General features: G+C 67.5%; 16 protein-coding genes. 8 read left to right on the top strand and 8 right to left on the bottom strand.

Features of this window, described 5'->3' with window-relative positions; translation table 11 throughout:
- Window positions 1-8: 8 nt before the first annotated feature.
- Entirely contained in the window at window positions 9-758 is a 750-nt protein-coding gene (locus BMW26_RS05410) for a class I SAM-dependent methyltransferase (protein WP_072590979.1), read from the bottom strand.
- 59 nt (window positions 759-817) lie between these two features.
- On the opposite strand from BMW26_RS05410, the gene BMW26_RS05405 reads away from it, so the two are divergent.
- Entirely contained in the window at window positions 818-1,411 is a 594-nt protein-coding gene (locus tag BMW26_RS05405) for an exonuclease domain-containing protein (protein WP_072592239.1), read from the top strand.
- A 44-nt stretch (window positions 1,412-1,455) separates the two neighbouring features.
- A complete protein-coding gene (locus BMW26_RS05400) occupies window positions 1,456-2,808 on the top strand; it encodes a DNA recombination protein RmuC (protein ID WP_157557466.1) in 1,353 nt (450 codons plus the stop codon).
- A gap of 2 nt (window positions 2,809-2,810) precedes the next feature.
- Here BMW26_RS05400 and BMW26_RS05395 read toward each other — a convergent pair whose 3' ends face one another.
- Both BMW26_RS05395 and glpX read right to left on the bottom strand, forming a co-directional pair.
- Window positions 2,811-3,107 (bottom strand): hypothetical protein, encoded by a 297-nt coding sequence (locus BMW26_RS05395; RefSeq protein WP_056277984.1) that lies wholly within the window; start codon window positions 3,105-3,107, stop codon window positions 2,811-2,813.
- A gap of 170 nt (window positions 3,108-3,277) precedes the next feature.
- Window positions 3,278-4,264: a class II fructose-bisphosphatase gene (gene glpX / locus BMW26_RS05390; protein ID WP_053095530.1), complete on the bottom strand. Its 987-nt coding sequence runs from the start codon at window positions 4,262-4,264 to the stop codon at window positions 3,278-3,280.
- A 183-nt stretch (window positions 4,265-4,447) separates the two neighbouring features.
- On the opposite strand from glpX, the gene fbaA reads away from it, so the two are divergent.
- Window positions 4,448-5,476 (top strand): class II fructose-bisphosphate aldolase, encoded by a 1,029-nt coding sequence (fbaA, locus tag BMW26_RS05385; protein WP_056277981.1) that lies wholly within the window; start codon window positions 4,448-4,450, stop codon window positions 5,474-5,476.
- A gap of 62 nt (window positions 5,477-5,538) precedes the next feature.
- Here fbaA and BMW26_RS05380 read toward each other — a convergent pair whose 3' ends face one another.
- From BMW26_RS05380 to BMW26_RS05370, 3 genes are all read right to left on the bottom strand, one after another.
- The gene (locus tag BMW26_RS05380; RefSeq protein ID WP_053095528.1) at window positions 5,539-6,078 is read right to left on the bottom strand and encodes a DUF6264 family protein; all 540 of its coding nucleotides are present in this window, start codon (window positions 6,076-6,078) and stop codon (window positions 5,539-5,541) included.
- 276 nt (window positions 6,079-6,354) lie between these two features.
- Window positions 6,355-7,146 carry an IclR family transcriptional regulator gene (locus BMW26_RS05375; RefSeq protein WP_056277976.1) on the bottom strand — a complete coding sequence of 264 codons (792 nt, stop codon included), beginning with the start codon at window positions 7,144-7,146 and terminating at the stop codon, window positions 6,355-6,357.
- 2 nt (window positions 7,147-7,148) lie between these two features.
- Window positions 7,149-8,192: a 4-hydroxy-3-methylbut-2-enyl diphosphate reductase gene (locus tag BMW26_RS05370; RefSeq protein WP_053099044.1), complete on the bottom strand. Its 1,044-nt coding sequence runs from the start codon at window positions 8,190-8,192 to the stop codon at window positions 7,149-7,151.
- 90 nt (window positions 8,193-8,282) lie between these two features.
- Here BMW26_RS05370 and xseA point away from each other — a divergent pair, with 90 nt between their 5' ends.
- Genes xseA through BMW26_RS05345 form a run of 5 tightly spaced genes read left to right on the top strand, consistent with a single transcriptional unit; the run spans window position 8,283 to window position 12,588 of the window.
- Window positions 8,283-9,575, top strand: coding sequence for an exodeoxyribonuclease VII large subunit (xseA, locus tag BMW26_RS05365; protein WP_056277973.1), 1,293 nt, complete (start codon window positions 8,283-8,285; stop codon window positions 9,573-9,575).
- A gap of 31 nt (window positions 9,576-9,606) precedes the next feature.
- On the top strand, window positions 9,607-9,846 hold the full coding sequence (locus BMW26_RS05360; protein ID WP_053095525.1) for an exodeoxyribonuclease VII small subunit: 240 nt from the start codon (window positions 9,607-9,609) through the stop codon (window positions 9,844-9,846).
- Window positions 9,843-10,481 (top strand): DUF4245 family protein, encoded by a 639-nt coding sequence (locus tag BMW26_RS05355; protein ID WP_053095524.1) that lies wholly within the window; start codon window positions 9,843-9,845, stop codon window positions 10,479-10,481. The genes BMW26_RS05360 and BMW26_RS05355 overlap by 4 nt, the downstream gene beginning before the upstream one ends.
- A 5-nt stretch (window positions 10,482-10,486) precedes the next feature.
- Window positions 10,487-11,176: a carbonic anhydrase gene (locus tag BMW26_RS05350; protein WP_053095523.1), complete on the top strand. Its 690-nt coding sequence runs from the start codon at window positions 10,487-10,489 to the stop codon at window positions 11,174-11,176.
- On the top strand, window positions 11,173-12,588 hold the full coding sequence (locus BMW26_RS05345) for a class II fumarate hydratase (RefSeq protein ID WP_053095522.1): 1,416 nt from the start codon (window positions 11,173-11,175) through the stop codon (window positions 12,586-12,588). Before BMW26_RS05350 ends, BMW26_RS05345 begins: the two co-directional genes overlap by 4 nt.
- A 67-nt stretch (window positions 12,589-12,655) precedes the next feature.
- On the opposite strand, the gene BMW26_RS05340 is transcribed toward BMW26_RS05345, so the two are convergent.
- Together BMW26_RS05340 and BMW26_RS05335 are read right to left on the bottom strand one after the other, a co-directional pair.
- Window positions 12,656-12,862 carry a YbdD/YjiX family protein gene (locus BMW26_RS05340; RefSeq protein WP_053095521.1) on the bottom strand — a complete coding sequence of 69 codons (207 nt, stop codon included), beginning with the start codon at window positions 12,860-12,862 and terminating at the stop codon, window positions 12,656-12,658.
- A complete protein-coding gene (locus BMW26_RS05335; RefSeq protein WP_072590977.1) occupies window positions 12,862-15,093 on the bottom strand; it encodes a carbon starvation CstA family protein in 2,232 nt (743 codons plus the stop codon). The genes BMW26_RS05340 and BMW26_RS05335 overlap by 1 nt, the downstream gene beginning before the upstream one ends.
- Window positions 15,094-15,123: the final 30 nt, after the last annotated feature.

The following is a 15,123-nucleotide window of genomic DNA, read 5'->3' as shown; positions in this document are numbered from 1 at the left end:
TGTCGGCGTCAGGCTCGCACGGCGCGGAATGCGTGCGTCACGTAGGGCAGGTCGATCGTCCCCTCACCGTCGAGTCCGAGCTCGTCGAACAGCTCGTCCATCTGCCGTGTGATCTCTGAGCGTTCGTCGTCCGACGCCGCGATCAGGTAGCTGCGCGAGCGCGCCATCTGATGCAACTGCGTCCGGTTCATCGCCCGGGTCCACTCCCACTGCTGCTTCTCGATCCCCGTGAACGGGGCCTCGATGCGCGGGCCGTCGGAGCCGGGTCCGTTGACCATGTCCTCCGCCGGACTGCTGTGCATGATGTCAGTGAGACGGCGCACCCAGTCCGCGCGTTCGTCGCGGATGTTCCAGATCAGCCCCAGCACTCCCCCGGTGCGGACGACTCGTCCGAGTTCGAGGGACGCCGCAGACGGCTCGACCCAGTGCCAGGCCTGACCCAGCACGGCGGCGTCGAGGCTGGCGTCGGGCAGCGGCATCCGTTCGGCTGTTCCCTGGAAAGTCGGAACACCGGGAACGCTCCGCCGCAGTGTCGCGAGCATGGCGGCGTCCGGATCCACGGCGACGACCTCGGCATCCGGGGCCTGCGCGAGCACACGTGTGAGCTTTCCGGTGCCCGCGCCCACGTCGGCGATGCGACGGGAGCCGTGAGGCATCGGATCGAGCATCCACGACACGGCCTCGAAGGGATACTCGGGTCTTCCCGCCTCGTAGTTCGCGGCCTCGGCGCCGAAGGATGTCGCTCGGTCGGTACTCATGTCGCCAGCCTACGGCGCGTCATCCTGGAGCGTCTCGGATGCCGGGAGAGAGTGGGGATGTGCCACTGGATTTCACCGCAATCGACTTCGAGACGGCGAACTCCAGCCCCGCCTCGGCCTGCTCCGTCGGCCTCGTACGGGTGCGCGACGGCAGGATCGTCGCCACCGCCGGATGGTTGATCCGCCCGCCCGCCGGTCACGACGAGTTCCAGGAGTGGAACACCAAGATCCACGGCATCCGCGCCCACGACGTGATCGACGCGGCCACCTGGGCCGATCAGTTCGACCGCCTGTGCGCCTTCGCCGGCGCCGACGTGCTCGTGGCGCACAACGCGGGCTTCGACCTCAATGTGCTCCGCCGGGCGTCCGAGGCCACCGGCGGCGACTGCCCGCCGTATCGCTCGCTGTGCAGCCTGCAGGTGGCTCGCAAGACCTACGACCTCGAGTCGTACCGACTCCCGAAAGCCGCAGAGGCTGCGGGCTTCACCGGCTTCTCGCACCATGACGCGCTTGCGGACGCGCTCGCGTGCGCCCACATCATCATCGACGCCACTCGCCGACACGGCGCGTCTGACGTCTTCTCCCTGGCGGATGCATTGTCGCTGCGAGTGACCGAGCCGGTCCTCGCCACCCCGGAGCGCGCGGTCGCCTGAGTCGCACCGGACGGATGTCCGTGGCCGAGCGCATCATGGAGCACATGGATGCTCTCACGCTCGTTCTTCTCCTGGTCGCGCTCGCGGCCGGCGCCGCCGCGGGGTGGTTCCTCCGCGGATCGCGCGGAGCAGCAGACCTCGCTCGCGCCGAGGCAGAGCTCGCCGCAGCTCGAGACGATCGCGACCGACAGTACGACCTGTATCGGGATGCCGTCGAGCACGCACGGCTCGAGCAGCGCGCCGAAGCCCAGCGGGTGCAGCAGCAGAATGCCGTGCTCACCGCGCTCGCGCCCGTGCGCGAGAGTCTCCAGCAGATGCAGCAGAAGGTCTCGGCGATCGAGCAGGAGCGTCATGCGCAGTTCGGATCGCTCGCGGAGCAGCTCAGGCGCGCGCAGGAGTCCGACGAGGCGTTGCGCTCGACGACCGAGTCGCTCGCCGGAGCACTGCGCTCGACCGCCACGCGAGGGGTCTGGGGTGAGACGCAGCTGCGACGGGTCGTCGAGGCCGCAGGGCTGATCCGACACGTCGACTTCGATCTGCAGTCCAGCATCTCGTCAGACCGGGGTCAGGGACGGCCCGACATGGTGATCCGTCTTGCCGGCGGCACATCGATCGCGGTCGACGCCAAGGTTCCGCTCGATGCCTACCTCGAGGCATCGGCACTGCCGATCGGGGACGCGCATGAGACCCAGCGTCGCTCCCACATGCAGAAGCACGTGAAGGCCGTTCGCGCGCACGTCGACGCACTCGCGAAGAAGGCGTACTGGACGGGCCTCGACGCCAGTCCTGAGTTCGTCATCTGCTTCCTGCCGAGCGAGTCGCTGCTCGCCGCAGCCATCGACGAAGACCCGACGCTGCTGGACTACGCGTTCACGAAGAAGGTGGCGCTCGCTTCCCCAGTGAATCTGTGGGCCGTGCTCAAGACCGTGGCCTACAGCTGGACGCAGCAAGAGGTGTCGACCGAGGCGCGCGCACTGCTGAATCTCGGCACCCAGCTCTACGACCGACTCGGCGTCCTCGCAGGGCACGCCGACGATCTGCGCCGCGCACTCGAACGCACGGTCGACAGCTACAACAGATTCGCGGGTTCGCTCGAGAGCCGTGTGCTCGTGACGGCCAGGCAGTTCCCCGGAATCAGCGCGTCGACGCTCGACTCCGCCCCACCGGCGATCACCGCGCAGACGCGACGCTTCACCTCGGCAGAGCTCATGAGCGGCTCCGGTGCGGAGATCGGCTCCGAGCTCCGCATCCCCCATGCTGCTGACGATGCGTCCGCTGCGCCGGGTACGTCGATCCAGGCCGATGTCGGAGACGTTCGCGGCCGGGTCAGCGACGACGAATCGGCGAACTTGGATTCGGCATCCCGACAGGTCGAGGCGGAAGAGCCCCGCCGCTGAGATCAGGCGACGCCCGGTACGCCGCTGAGCAGCAGGATCACGAGGCCACTGGTCACGACGAAAGCTCCGACCATCCACCAGGAGCTGATCTCGTGCCCCTCGTCGAGGCGCTTGCGGAACAGCACGTCCGCACGTCGAGCGGGATCTGAGACAGCTGTCTTGACGACAGGCGCCGCCGGAGTCGCGATCGGCAGAGGCACTCCGGCCTCGTCGACGTTGATCCGCATGATCCGGCCGGTCGGCGTCGTCACGATCTTGGTCGGCGTGGCCTGGGAACCATTCGTGTGCTGCGTTGTCATCGGTCTGCCCTCCTGTGCCTGCGGTGCCTGGCGGCTCCGTCGACGGCGACAAATCCAGTGTCAATTGTCACACGAACGCACGAGAAAGCTCGGCTCAGCACCGCACAGGCGGTACCGGGTCGGTAACGATGAGGGGCCCGTTCCCGACTCGCGCTCTCAGGTCACGGCAGTCAGAGCCACTTCGAGACGAGGTGCTCCGAGGCGATCCGGCGAAGGGTTCCCGAGGCACCGCGCAGCACGACGCTCTCGGTGTAGATGTAGCCGCCCTCGCGTCGGACGCCGGCCACCAGCTGGCCGTCCGTGACGCCGGTGGCGACGAAGATCGTGTTGTCCCCGCGCACGAGATCGTCGGCCTCGTAGACCTTGTCCATGTCGAGGCCGGCGTCGATTCCGCGCTGGCGCTCATCGTCGTCGCGAGGCCAGAGCCGCCCCTGGATGTGACCGCCGAGAGCCTTGATCGCACACGCCGTCACGATTCCCTCGGGGCTGCCGCCCACCCCGACGCACATGTCGGTTCGGGCCGCGTGACGCGCCGCGTTGATCCCGCCGGCGACGTCGCCGTCGCTCATGAGTCGCGTCCCGGCACCGGCATCCCGGATCTCCTGGATCAGCTGCTCGTGACGCGGACGGTTCAGCACCGAGACGACGATCTCGTCCACCGGCTTGCCGAGAGCCCCCGCGAGCTTGCGGATGTTCTCGCCGATCGGCAGGCGGATGTCGACCACTCCGACACCGGCAGGGCCCGTGACGAGCTTGTCCATATAGAAGACGCTGGACGCGTCGAGCATCGATCCGCGATCGGAGACGGCGATGACGGAGAGCGCATTCTGACGTCCTGCTGCGGTCAGCGAGGTGCCATCGATCGGGTCGACCGCGATGTCGCACTCCGGGCCGCTGCCGGTGCCGACCTCTTCGCCGTTGAAGAGCATCGGAGCATTGTCCTTCTCGCCCTCACCGATGACCACTCGCCCCTGAAAGGCCACTGTCCCGAGGAAGGCACGCATCGCATCGACGGCGGCGCCGTCCGCCGCCTCCTTCGCGCCACGACCGATGAACGGAACGGCCCGGATGGCGGCTGCTTCAGTGGCCCGCACCAGCTCCATCGCGAGGTTTCGATCGGGACGAAGGGGGCTGAGATCCGCTGTAAGACTAACCATGCGGTCAGCCTAACCAGCGTGAACGTCTGAAACGGCAGTTTTCGGTCAAGTGACGACGAAGGAATCCCGATTCTTAACATACGGGTAGGAGGGCGTGCTCGCCCCGTCGCCGCCGACAGCATCCGGCAGTCAGCCCCGATAGAGTGACTGCTGTCCCGGCTTCCCCAAATCGCAGGAGTTCTCATGCCCGTCGCCACCCCGGATCAGTACGCCGAAATGCTCGACCGCGCGAAGGCCGGCGGCTTCGCGTACCCGGCTTTCAACGTCTCGAGCTCGCAGACCATCAACTCCGTCCTCCAGGGCCTGACCGAGGCAGGTTCCGACGGAATCATCCAGGTCACCACCGGCGGCGCCGACTACTTCGCCGGCCACACGGTCAAGGCCCGCGCGACCGGCGCACTCGCCTTCGCGCGCTTCGCGACCGAGGTCGCGAAGAACTACCCGATCACCGTCGCGCTGCACACCGACCACTGCCCGAAGGATGCTCTCGCCGGCTTCGTCGAGCCGCTGATCTCCGCCTCCGAAGACGAGGTCAAGGCGGGACGCAACCCGATCTTCCAGTCCCACATGTGGGACGGCTCGGCCGTGCCGCTCGCGGAGAACATCGAGATCGCCAAGGATCTCCTGCCCCGCATGAAGAACATCAACGCCATCCTCGAGGTCGAGATCGGCGTCGTCGGCGGCGAGGAAGACGGTGTGGCGCACGAGGGATCCAACGATGCCCTCTACACGACGTTCGCGGACGTCGACCAGGCCGTACAGGCGCTCGGTCTCGGCGAGCAGGGGCGCTACATCGCAGCCCTCACGTTCGGCAACGTCCACGGCGTCTACAAGCCGGGCGGAGTGAAGCTGCGTCCCGAGCTCCTCGGAGAGATCCAGCAGCAGGTCGCCGAGAAGTACAACACCGGCGCGAAGCCGCTCGACCTCGTCTTCCACGGCGGTTCTGGTTCGACCGATGAGGAGATCGCCCTCGCGGTTGCCAACGGCGTCATCAAGATGAACATCGACACCGACACGCAGTACGCCTACACGCGTGCCATCGCGGACTACATGTTCAAGAACTACGACGGTGTGCTCAAGGTCGACGGCGAGGTCGGCAACAAGAAGCAGTATGACCCGCGCGCCTGGGGCAAGATCGCGGAGACGGCCATGGCCGCTCGCGTCGTCGAGTCCACGCGCCAGCTCGGCTCGTACGGCCAGTCCCAGAGCTGATCCAGCCTGACAACGCAGATGCCCCCGACCGAACGGCCGGGGGCATCTCCTGTTTCACGGGGTCATCCACCCGCCGTCTTGGCGACGAAGTCGATGAACGCCGGGTCGTTCATCAGCGGAATCGCGGCGCATACAGACGCCACGAGCAGGGTCACGGCCGCACCGACCAGCGGAACCCACCACGAGAGCTTGCCGGCGCGCAGGCGGCGGATCGACAGGAAAGCGGTGAGCGACCAGCCCACGGCGAGCACTATCGCCGCGACGGTTCCCCAGATCCGGCCCTCAGCGAAGTTGGTGAACTCGCCGTCCACGCCGAGCACCGTCATCATCTGATTCATCGCGGTGGAGAAGTCGAGGTATGACAGTCCTGTCATCACGACATTGATCAGCCCGTAGGCGAGCAGTGCGATGGTCACGAAGCGATCGACGGGACGCGGACGAGCCGCTGCCGATGCGGACGGGACTCGGTCACCGGGAGCGGGCGCGTTCTCGGTCCCGCTCACATCCACAGCCGGCACCTCGCCCAGCGGCGGCAGCCCTGCTGCCCTCCGCTGCTCTTCGAGGGTCGCGATTTCGCCGTACTGAGGACGCTGATCGGTCATTCGGCCATGGTATCCGCCCGGTCTCTGCACGACTCACAGACTGCGGGCGTCAAAAGAATGGCGGCCCCGGAGGAGTGGGGACTCCTCGGGGCCGCGGACTCGGAACGCTGGGGACGCTCGTCATCCAAGTGGGGTGAGGAACGCTGGGGACATTCCTCCACCTGTAGCGCCGATTGCACAGACGACTACACCTCACATGTTAGGAAAGCGCGTGCCCGAGCACCAGAGGCACTTCTTCAGATAGTGAAGAGCATCAGACGGGCGACACGTGCTGCGTCAGATCGGCGTCGCCAGACGGGCTGCGCCGCCGCCCAGAGCGTCCGCCCCCAACTGCATGGACAACCGCCTCGCCACGAGCTTGAGCTTCCCGAGCAGGCCGCGATCGAAGCGCGGGTGTCCCACAGGAAGCGAGACGGCGAGTGAGGCTCTGACGCTCGGGGCGATCACGGGAACGGCGATGCAGGTGTTGCCGATGGCATACTCCTCGCGGTCCACGGCGAATCCCGGAGAGCGGTCGAGCTCCGCGATCAGCGCACGCCGGTCACTGATCGTGCGAGACGTGAGTTCCTCCAGCGGATGCCGCGAGAGATAGTCGTCACGCTCCTCTCCGCTCAGATCGCTGAGGATCTGCTTGCCGAGCGCCGTGGCATGCGCGCTCGAATCCAGACCCACCCACAGATCGAGCCGAGGACTGCGCGGGGCATCCACGATGTCGATGAGGTGCACTTCGCCGTCCTGATAGCGGGACAGGTATGCGGAAGCACCCACCTCGTCGGCGGTCTGACGCAGGGCCATGCGGACATGCGCGAAGAACACGCCCCCGGCGTCGGACTGCAGCCGGAAAGCGGGGAAGTTCTCGCCGAGGACCAGACCGTCGGGCTCGCTCACGAGATACCCCTCATGCACCAGTGTGCGCACGAGGTTGTAGGTCGTGCCCGGGGTGAGGCCGGTTCGCATGGCGAGAGTCTTGACCGGCACCGGGCGCGGAGAGTTCGCGACCATGTCGACGAGTCGGAGCGCGCGCTGCACCGAGCCGATCAGCGTCGGCGCCGCCTCTGTGGCGGCCACCGTCAGGCGTTCCCGCTGGAGGAACGGCCTCCCAGCGCACGCGCATCTCGCTGACCCGCGGCATCCTGTCGCAGCTCCTTGGGCAGGGAGAACATGAGGTCCTCCTCCGCCGTCTTGACCTCTTCGACGTCGCGGTAACCCGCTCCGTCGAGTGCGTCGAGGACCTCGCGAACCAGCACCTCGGGCACGGAGGCGCCGCTGGTGACACCGACAGTCGCAACGCCGTCGAGCCACTCCTGCTTGACCTCTTCGGCGTAGTCCACGCGATAGGCGGCCTTCGCGCCGTATTCGAGCGCGACCTCGACGAGGCGCACCGAATTCGACGAGTTCGAGGAACCGACGACGATCACGAGGTCGGCGTTCGCCGCGACCTTCTTGATGGCGACCTGGCGGTTCTGCGTGGCGTAGCAGATGTCATCGGACGGCGGATTGTGCATCTCGGGGAACCGGGCCCGCAGTCGGTTCACGGTCTCCATGGTCTCGTCGACCGAGAGCGTGGTCTGCGAGAGCCAGACCACCTTCGAGGGGTCCTTCACCTGCACGGTGTCGGCTTCGGCGGGCGAGTTCACGATGGTCACGTGCTCGGGAGCCTCTCCCGCGGTGCCCTCGACCTCCTCGTGCCCCTCGTGACCGATGAGCAGGATCTCGAAATCGTCGCGGGCGAAACGCACTGCCTCGCGGTGAACCTTGGTGACCAGCGGGCAGGTCGCGTCGATGGCGTGCAGGCCGCGGTCCGACGCCGCCTCGACGACCGCGGGCGAGACTCCGTGCGCACTGAAGACGACGTGAGCGCCCTCGGGAACCTCGTCGACCTCCTCGACGAAGATCGCGCCCTTCTCCTCGAGCTCGGTGACGACGTGGATGTTGTGCACGATCTGCTTGCGCACGTAGACCGGCGCGCCGTAGCGCTCGAGCGCCTTCTCGACGGCGACCACAGCCCGGTCGACGCCGGCGCAGTATCCGCGCGGAGCGGCGAGCAGAACACGCTTGTTGCCGACGACCGGGTTATCCTGAAGCCGCCCGGCCGCCCCACGTACTCGGGGGATGCGCGGCAGAGGCAGATGAACGGCAGTCGAGGTCACCCTTGAATTCTACCGCCGAGAACCTGAGCAGGAGCGGGAAGGGGCACCGAGCGCATGACGGTCTTCGAAGCATCGACGCGTCCTGGCGAGACTCCGCCGGCGGATGCGGTCGCCCCGCGCGACTCCTCGGCCGACGCACCGACCTCGGTCGCACGCCTGAACGCGACGATCCGCGACTTCGTGGCGCGCTGGAACACGGTGTGGGTCGAAGGCGAGATCACCTCCTGGAACGTGCGCGGGGGCAACATCTTCGCCCGGCTCAAGGACACCCGCTCCGACGCGCAGATCTCCATCAGGATCTGGTCGAGTGTGCGCCCGCGGATCCCCGGCGATCTGGCTGTCGGCGACCATGTCGTCGCCGCCGTCAAGGCCGACTACTTCGTCAAGGCCGGCGATTTCAGCTTCGCCGTCTCGGCGATGAAGCACGTGGGCCTCGGCGATCAGCTGGAGAAGCTGGAGAAGCTGCGACTGCAGCTGCGCCAGGAGGGCCTGTTCGACGCCTCGCGCAAGAAGCGCCTCCCGTTCCTCCCCCATGTGATCGGCCTGATCACGGGAGAGAAGTCGGATGCCGAGAAGGACGTGCACCGCAACGCCGAGTTGCGTTGGCCCCAGGTGCGCTTCCGCACGGAGTATGCGGCTGTTCAGGGCGACCGGTGCGTCCCCGAGACCCTCGCCGCTCTGGCACGACTGGACGCCGACCCGGATGTCGACGTGATCGTCATCGCCCGCGGCGGCGGCGATCCGCAGACGCTGCTCGGATTCAGTGACGAACGACTCGTCCGGGCTGTGGCCGCGGCAACGACTCCGATCGTCAGCGCGATCGGACACGAGAACGATCATCCGCTTCTGGACGACGTGGCCGACCTGCGCGCATCGACTCCGACGGATGCCGCGAAGCGCGTCGTACCCGACGTCAGCGAGCAGCGGGCGCTGATCGCGCAGCTGCGATCCCGAGCCACGACCCGACTGACGCAGCGGCTGTCGCACGACATCGCACAGCTCGAGCAGCTGCGGTCCCGTCCCTCGCTGCGCTCCCCCGACCCGATCATCGAGTCGCGTTCTCAGGACGTGTGGCTGCTGCTTTCGCGGGGACGCGACACGATCACCCGTCAGCACGATGCGGCCGGCCGTGCGACGAGCGAGCTGCGAGCCTCACTGCGGGCGCTCTCCCCCGCGGCCACGCTGTCGCGCGGCTATGCGATCGCCCATCTCGAGGGCGGAGTGATCCTCCGCGACGCCGCCGACGCTCCGGCCGGCAGCAGCCTGACGATCACGGTCGACCGCGGCTCCGTCGCGGCCCGTTCCGAGGGCGAGATCGCGGAAGCACCGGTGCCCCGCTCCGGATGAGCGGGTCCCGCGTACCGCGTAGGATGGAGGCGTGAGTGCGCCGAACGACACCCCTGTGGACACGCTGTCATTCGAGGCCGCTCGCGATGAGCTCGTGAAGGTCGTCTCCGAGCTCGAACAGGGCGCTCCGACCCTCGAGCAGTCGCTCGCTCTCTGGGAGCGCGGCGAGGCCCTGGCGGCCCGCTGTGAGGAATGGCTGCTCGGCGCCAAGCGTCGCCTCGAGGCCGCCCGTGCGACGTCGACCGGTGCCGCCGACGGAGACGACTCATGAGCAAGCCCGCTCCCATCGTCGCCGAACTGGGCCGGCCGGAGACCCCCGAAGAGACGGCGGCCCGCAAGGCCGCGTCGAGCAAGGCCTATCGCTCGAGCCAGACGGTGCGCAGCCTGGTGGCCGCTCTGATCGTCACGCTGGCCATCGTCACGGTGATCGTGCTCGCAGTTCCCCGTGGCGAACCCGCGACCGCCCAGAAGATCGACGTGGTCGGCGTAGCCGCGGACGTGGAGTCCACCATGGATCGCCCGGTGATCGTGCCCGACCTGGCCGACTTCTGGAGAGTCAACACGGCCGAGCTCACGAGCGGCGCGACGACGGTCTGGGATGTCACCCTCGCCCCGTCAGCCGAGGATGAGCGCGGATTCATCAAGCTGGCACAGGCCTTCGATGCTGACGCAGCCTGGGCCCCGCAGCGCCTCAACGGAACCGCGCCGACGGACACGACGTCGATCGGCGGGCTGGAGTGGGACGTCTACGACCTCGGCGATGCCGGTGCGAAGCAGAACATCACCTATGCGATCGGCACCCAGGCGGGTGACGACTACCTGCTGCTCTACGGCTCACGCTCCGCCGACTCCACCGCCGAGCTCGCCGAGTCCCTCGTCCCCCAGATCCGCGACCTCTCGGAGTAGCCCTCATGACAGACACGCTCACGCCCGCCGCCGCCTGGAAGCAGATGCAGGAGGGCAACCAGCGATTCGTCGATGACGCCCCGCGGCACCCGAATCAGGATGTCGCCCGACGCAAGCACCTGGCTGCGGCGCAGCATCCTGTCGCCACCCTGTTCGGATGCTCCGACTCCCGGCTGGCCGCGGAGATCATCTTCGACCTGGGGCTCGGCGACCTGTTCGTCGTCCGCAATGCCGGTCAGGTGATCGGCGAGTCGATCGTCGCGAGCCTCGAGTACGCGGTCGCGGTGCTGAACGTCCCCCTGATCGTCGTGCTCGCACACGACTCGTGCGGTGCTGTGCGCGCCGCCATCGACGGCACCGCGATCGACGCGGCGCCGCTGCCGCCGCACATCTGGAAGCTCATCGCACCGATCGTGCCTGCGGCCCGGAAGGTGCTCGTCGAGAGCGGCGGGACCACGGTCGCCGAGATCGACGCCGACCTGGTCGGCCAGGAGCACCTGCGCAACACGGTCCGCGACCTGCTGCAGTCGTCCGAGGTGATCTCCCACGCCGTCGCCGAGGGTCGTCTGGGCATCGTCGGCGCCAACTACCGTCTGGCCGAGGGAACCGCGATTCCCGTCATCACGGTCGGACTCGACACAGACGGAAACGACACCGAGGGGCACAGCCCCGCAACCAAGGAGGGTTCGGAATGACCGACCAGCACAGCGGCGCAGACGCGCAGGGCTACCGCATCGAGCACGACACGATGGGCGAGGTGCGTGTTCCCGTGAACGCGCTCTACGGCGCACAGACGCAGCGCGCCGTCGAGAACTTCCCGATCTCGGGCAAGGGCCTCGAATCCACGCAGATCGCCGCCCTCGCGCGCATCAAGAAGGCCGCCGCGCTCGCGAACAAGGAGCTGGGCACGCTCGATGGGGCCATCGCGGACGCGATCGCCCAGGCCGCCGACGAGGTCGCATCCGGTGCACATGACGGCGAGTTCCCCGTCGACACCTACCAGACGGGCTCCGGCACGTCGTCGAACATGAACATGAACGAGGTGCTCGCGACGCTCGCGACGCGCATCCTCGGTGCGGATGTGCACCCGAACGACCATGTGAACGCCTCGCAGTCGTCGAACGACGTGTTCCCGACCTCGGTGCACATCGCTGTCACGCAGGCGCTCATCGACACCCTCATCCCCGCGCTCGACCACCTCGCCGTCGCCTTCGAGGCGAAGGCCGAGCTGTGGAAGGACGCGGTGAAGTCGGGTCGCACGCACCTCATGGACGCCACGCCCGTCACCCTGGGCCAGGAGTTCGGCGGCTACGCCCGTCAGATGCGCCTCGGCATCGAGCGCGTGCAGTCGGCGCTCCCCCGCGTCGCCGAGGTCCCGCTCGGCGGCACCGCCACCGGCACCGGCATCAACACCCCGCTCGGATTCCCGCAGAAGGTCATCGAGCTGCTCGCAGCCGAGACCGAGCTTCCGATCACCGAGGCCAAGGATCACTTCGAGGCACAGGCCAACCGCGACGGTCTCGTCGAGGCGTCCGGCGCGCTGCGCACGATCGCCGTCTCGCTGACCAAGATCAACAACGACCTGCGCTGGATGGGCTCCGGCCCCAACACCGGACTCGGCGAACTGCACATCCCCGACCTGCAGCCGGGTTCCTCGATCATGCCCGGAAAGGTGAACCCGGTCGTCCCCGAGGCCGTGCTGATGGTGTGCGCACGAGTGATCGGCAACGACGCGACCGTCGCCTGGGCCGGAGCATCCGGCTCGTTCGAGCTCAACGTCGCGATCCCGGTCATGGGCACCGCCGTTCTCGAGTCGATCCGTCTGCTCGCCAACGCCTCGCGCGTGCTCGCCGACAAGACCGTCGACGGACTGCAGGCGAACCTCGACCGCGCGGCGGCTTTCGCCGGAATGAGCCCGTCGATCGTCACCCCGCTCAACAAGCTCATCGGCTACGAGGCTGCGGCGAAGATCGCCAAGCACTCGGTCGCGAAGGGCATCACGGTGCGCGACGCCGTGATCGACCTCGGCTATGTCGAGCGCGGAGACCTGACGCTCGAGCAGCTCGACGAGAAGCTCGACCTGCTGTCGATGACCCACCCGGGTTGATCACCGGACGCTGACACGACGGATGCCGCAGGGACTGGTTCCCTGCGGCATCCGTCGTCTCTGCCCCTCAGCAGCAGCGGGCTCCGGGGTCGGCATCCTGCTGGGCGTAGTGCGCCCGCCAGAACTCGCGTTCGGTGAGCGGCTCTCGCTCGGGATGCCGCTCCCGTTCGTGCGCGACGTAGGCCGTGTACCGCGACTGCCCTGTCACGCCGTTCATGTACCAGGCGACGGAGTGCCAGATCCTGCGCGCCGCCTCGGCCACCGCCGCAGACATCAGTGCCCCCTCGTCGGCTGGGCGGACGAGGGCAGCGCGTTCCACTCCTTCTCGACCGCGCGCTCCTCCGGTGAGGCGATGAGTCCTGCCGGAGCGAACCGACGCGACGGCACCTCCGGGTCTTCGTGATCGATGATCGGCCCGGGTCGCACCGCCTGGATGACCTTGACGATCGAGATCGTGATGACGATCACAGACAGCACGAGGAAAGTCACCGACAGGATGCCCTGGATCATCGTGTTGCGCACCACCGCCTCCATCGCGGCGACGCTGGTCGCCGTGCCGAACGACGTCTCGCCCGCAGCCAGCGCGTCGCGGAAGGCGACGTGATTGGCGAAGTAGCCGACCTGCGGCACGCTCGAGAAGATCTTCTGCAGCGACGCCGTGACGGTGACGACCGTCACGAATGCCAGCGGCAGAGCGACCACCCAGAGAACCGTGAACGTGCGCCTGCGGGCGACGATGGTGAGCACCACGGCGAGCGCGATGGCCGCCAGCAGCTGATTGGCGATGCCGAACAACGGGAACAGGGTGTTGATGCCGCCGAGAGGGTCCGTGACGCCCATGATCAGCACCGCGCCCCAGCCCGCGACCATCACCGCCGTGCAGATCCAGGCCCCGGCCCGCCACGACGTGTCCTTGAAACGGGGGATGACGTTGCCGACCGAGTCCTGCAGCATGAATCGCGCGACACGGGTGCCGGCATCCACCGCGGTCAGGATGAACAGCGCCTCGAACATGATTGCGAAGTGATACCAGAACGCCATCATCCCGGTGCCGCCGATCCACTGCTGCATGATGTGCGCGAGGCCGAGAGCGAGGGTCGGCGCACCGCCGGTCCGGGAGACGATCGACTCCTCCCCCACAGCCTCGGCCGTGCTCGTGAGCATCTCGGGGGTCAGGTTCACCCCCGTCAGCCCGAGGCTGTTGACGAACTGCACGGCGCCTTCGACGGTGCCGAGGGTCGCGGCCGGCGAGGAGTTCATCGCGAAGTACAGACCACGGTCGATCGAGATCGCGGCGACGAGCGCCATGATCGCGACGAACGACTCCATGAGCATGCCGCCGTAGCCGATGAAGCGGGTCTGCTTCTCCTTCTCGATCATCTTCGGCGTGGTGCCCGACGCGATGAGCGCATGGAATCCGCTCAGCGCCCCGCAGGCGATCGTCACGAACAGGAACGGGAAGAGGGAACCCGCCCAGACCGGCCCCGTCTCCCCCGCAGCGAATTCACTGAAGGCCGGGACGGTGATCTCGGGCCGCACGAAAAGAATCGCGACGGCGAGTGCCACGATCACGCCGATCTTCATGAAGGTCGAGAGGTAGTCGCGCGGAGCGAGCAGCATCCACACCGGCAGCACCGCGGCGATGAAGCCGTAGATGATGATCCCCCACGCGATCGTCGTGCGGTCGAGGGTGAAGACCGCCTGACCCCAGTCGGTCTCGGCGACCATCCCGCCGCCGATGATCGCCGCCATCAGGAGCACGAACCCGATGAGCGACACCTCGGTGATCTTGCCTGGTCGGATCCACCGGAGGTACGCACCCATGAACAGGGCGATCGGGATCGTCATGGCCACGGAGAACACGCCCCAGGGGCTCTCGCCGAGGGCGTTCACCACGACGAGAGCGAGGATCGCCGTGATGATGATCATGATGAGGAGTGTGGCGACGATGGCCGCCGTGCCGCCGAATCGACCGAGCTCGTCGCGGGCCATCTGGCCGAGAGAGCGCCCGCCCCGGCGCATCGAGAAGAACATCACGAGGTAGTCCTGCACGGCACCCGCCAGGACGACTCCGACGATGATCCAGATCGTGCCCGGCAGGTAGCCCATCTGCGCGGCGAGCACGGGTCCCACGAGAGGGCCGGCACCCGCGATCGCGGCGAAGTGGTGTCCGAACAGCACTCGACGGTCGGTCGCGACGTAGTCCTTGCCGTCCGCCTTGTACTCGGCGGGTGTCGCGCGTCGGTCGTTCGGCTTGACGAGGTTGCGCTCGATGAACTTCGAGTAGAAACGGTAGAAGACGAGATAGGTGCAGACCGCCGCGAACACGAACCAGATCGCGTTCACCGTCTCGCCTCTGACGATGGCGAGCATCGTCCAGGCGACACCGCCCAGTAGCGCGATCGCCGCCCAGAGGACGATCTTCAGCGGTGTCCAGCGCGGCTTCTCATCGACAGCCACCGGGGGAAGCGAGTGGTCTTCGACAGTCTTCGTTGTGTCACTCATGGCGCATCACTCCATCGTCTGCGTTCGGTG

Source organism: Microbacterium sp. 1.5R, from assembly GCF_001889265.1.
Taxonomy (GTDB): Bacteria; Actinomycetota; Actinomycetes; order Actinomycetales; family Microbacteriaceae; genus Microbacterium.
The sequence above is the reverse complement of the archived record's forward strand: the minus strand, read 5'-3'. Positions and strand labels throughout refer to the sequence as shown.

What these genes read in the sequence shown, in the direction of transcription:
- BMW26_RS05410 (WP_072590979.1), bottom strand. Translation starts at nt 758, where the DNA reads ATGAGTACCGACCGAGCGACATCCTTCGGCGCCGAGGCCGCGAACTAC.
- BMW26_RS05400 (WP_157557466.1), top strand. Translation starts at nt 1,456, where the DNA reads ATGGATGCTCTCACGCTCGTTCTTCTCCTGGTCGCGCTCGCGGCCGGC.
- BMW26_RS05395 (WP_056277984.1), bottom strand. Translation starts at nt 3,107, where the DNA reads ATGACAACGCAGCACACGAATGGTTCCCAGGCCACGCCGACCAAGATC.
- glpX (WP_053095530.1), bottom strand. Translation starts at nt 4,264, where the DNA reads ATGGTTAGTCTTACAGCGGATCTCAGCCCCCTTCGTCCCGATCGAAAC.
- fbaA (WP_056277981.1), top strand. Translation starts at nt 4,448, where the DNA reads ATGCCCGTCGCCACCCCGGATCAGTACGCCGAAATGCTCGACCGCGCG.
- BMW26_RS05380 (WP_053095528.1), bottom strand. Translation starts at nt 6,078, where the DNA reads ATGACCGATCAGCGTCCTCAGTACGGCGAAATCGCGACCCTCGAAGAG.
- xseA (WP_056277973.1), top strand. Translation starts at nt 8,283, where the DNA reads ATGACGGTCTTCGAAGCATCGACGCGTCCTGGCGAGACTCCGCCGGCG.
- BMW26_RS05355 (WP_053095524.1), top strand. Translation starts at nt 9,843, where the DNA reads ATGAGCAAGCCCGCTCCCATCGTCGCCGAACTGGGCCGGCCGGAGACC.
- BMW26_RS05350 (WP_053095523.1), top strand. Translation starts at nt 10,487, where the DNA reads ATGACAGACACGCTCACGCCCGCCGCCGCCTGGAAGCAGATGCAGGAG.
- BMW26_RS05345 (WP_053095522.1), top strand. Translation starts at nt 11,173, where the DNA reads ATGACCGACCAGCACAGCGGCGCAGACGCGCAGGGCTACCGCATCGAG.
- BMW26_RS05340 (WP_053095521.1), bottom strand. Translation starts at nt 12,862, where the DNA reads ATGTCTGCGGCGGTGGCCGAGGCGGCGCGCAGGATCTGGCACTCCGTC.
- BMW26_RS05335 (WP_072590977.1), bottom strand. Translation starts at nt 15,093, where the DNA reads ATGAGTGACACAACGAAGACTGTCGAAGACCACTCGCTTCCCCCGGTG.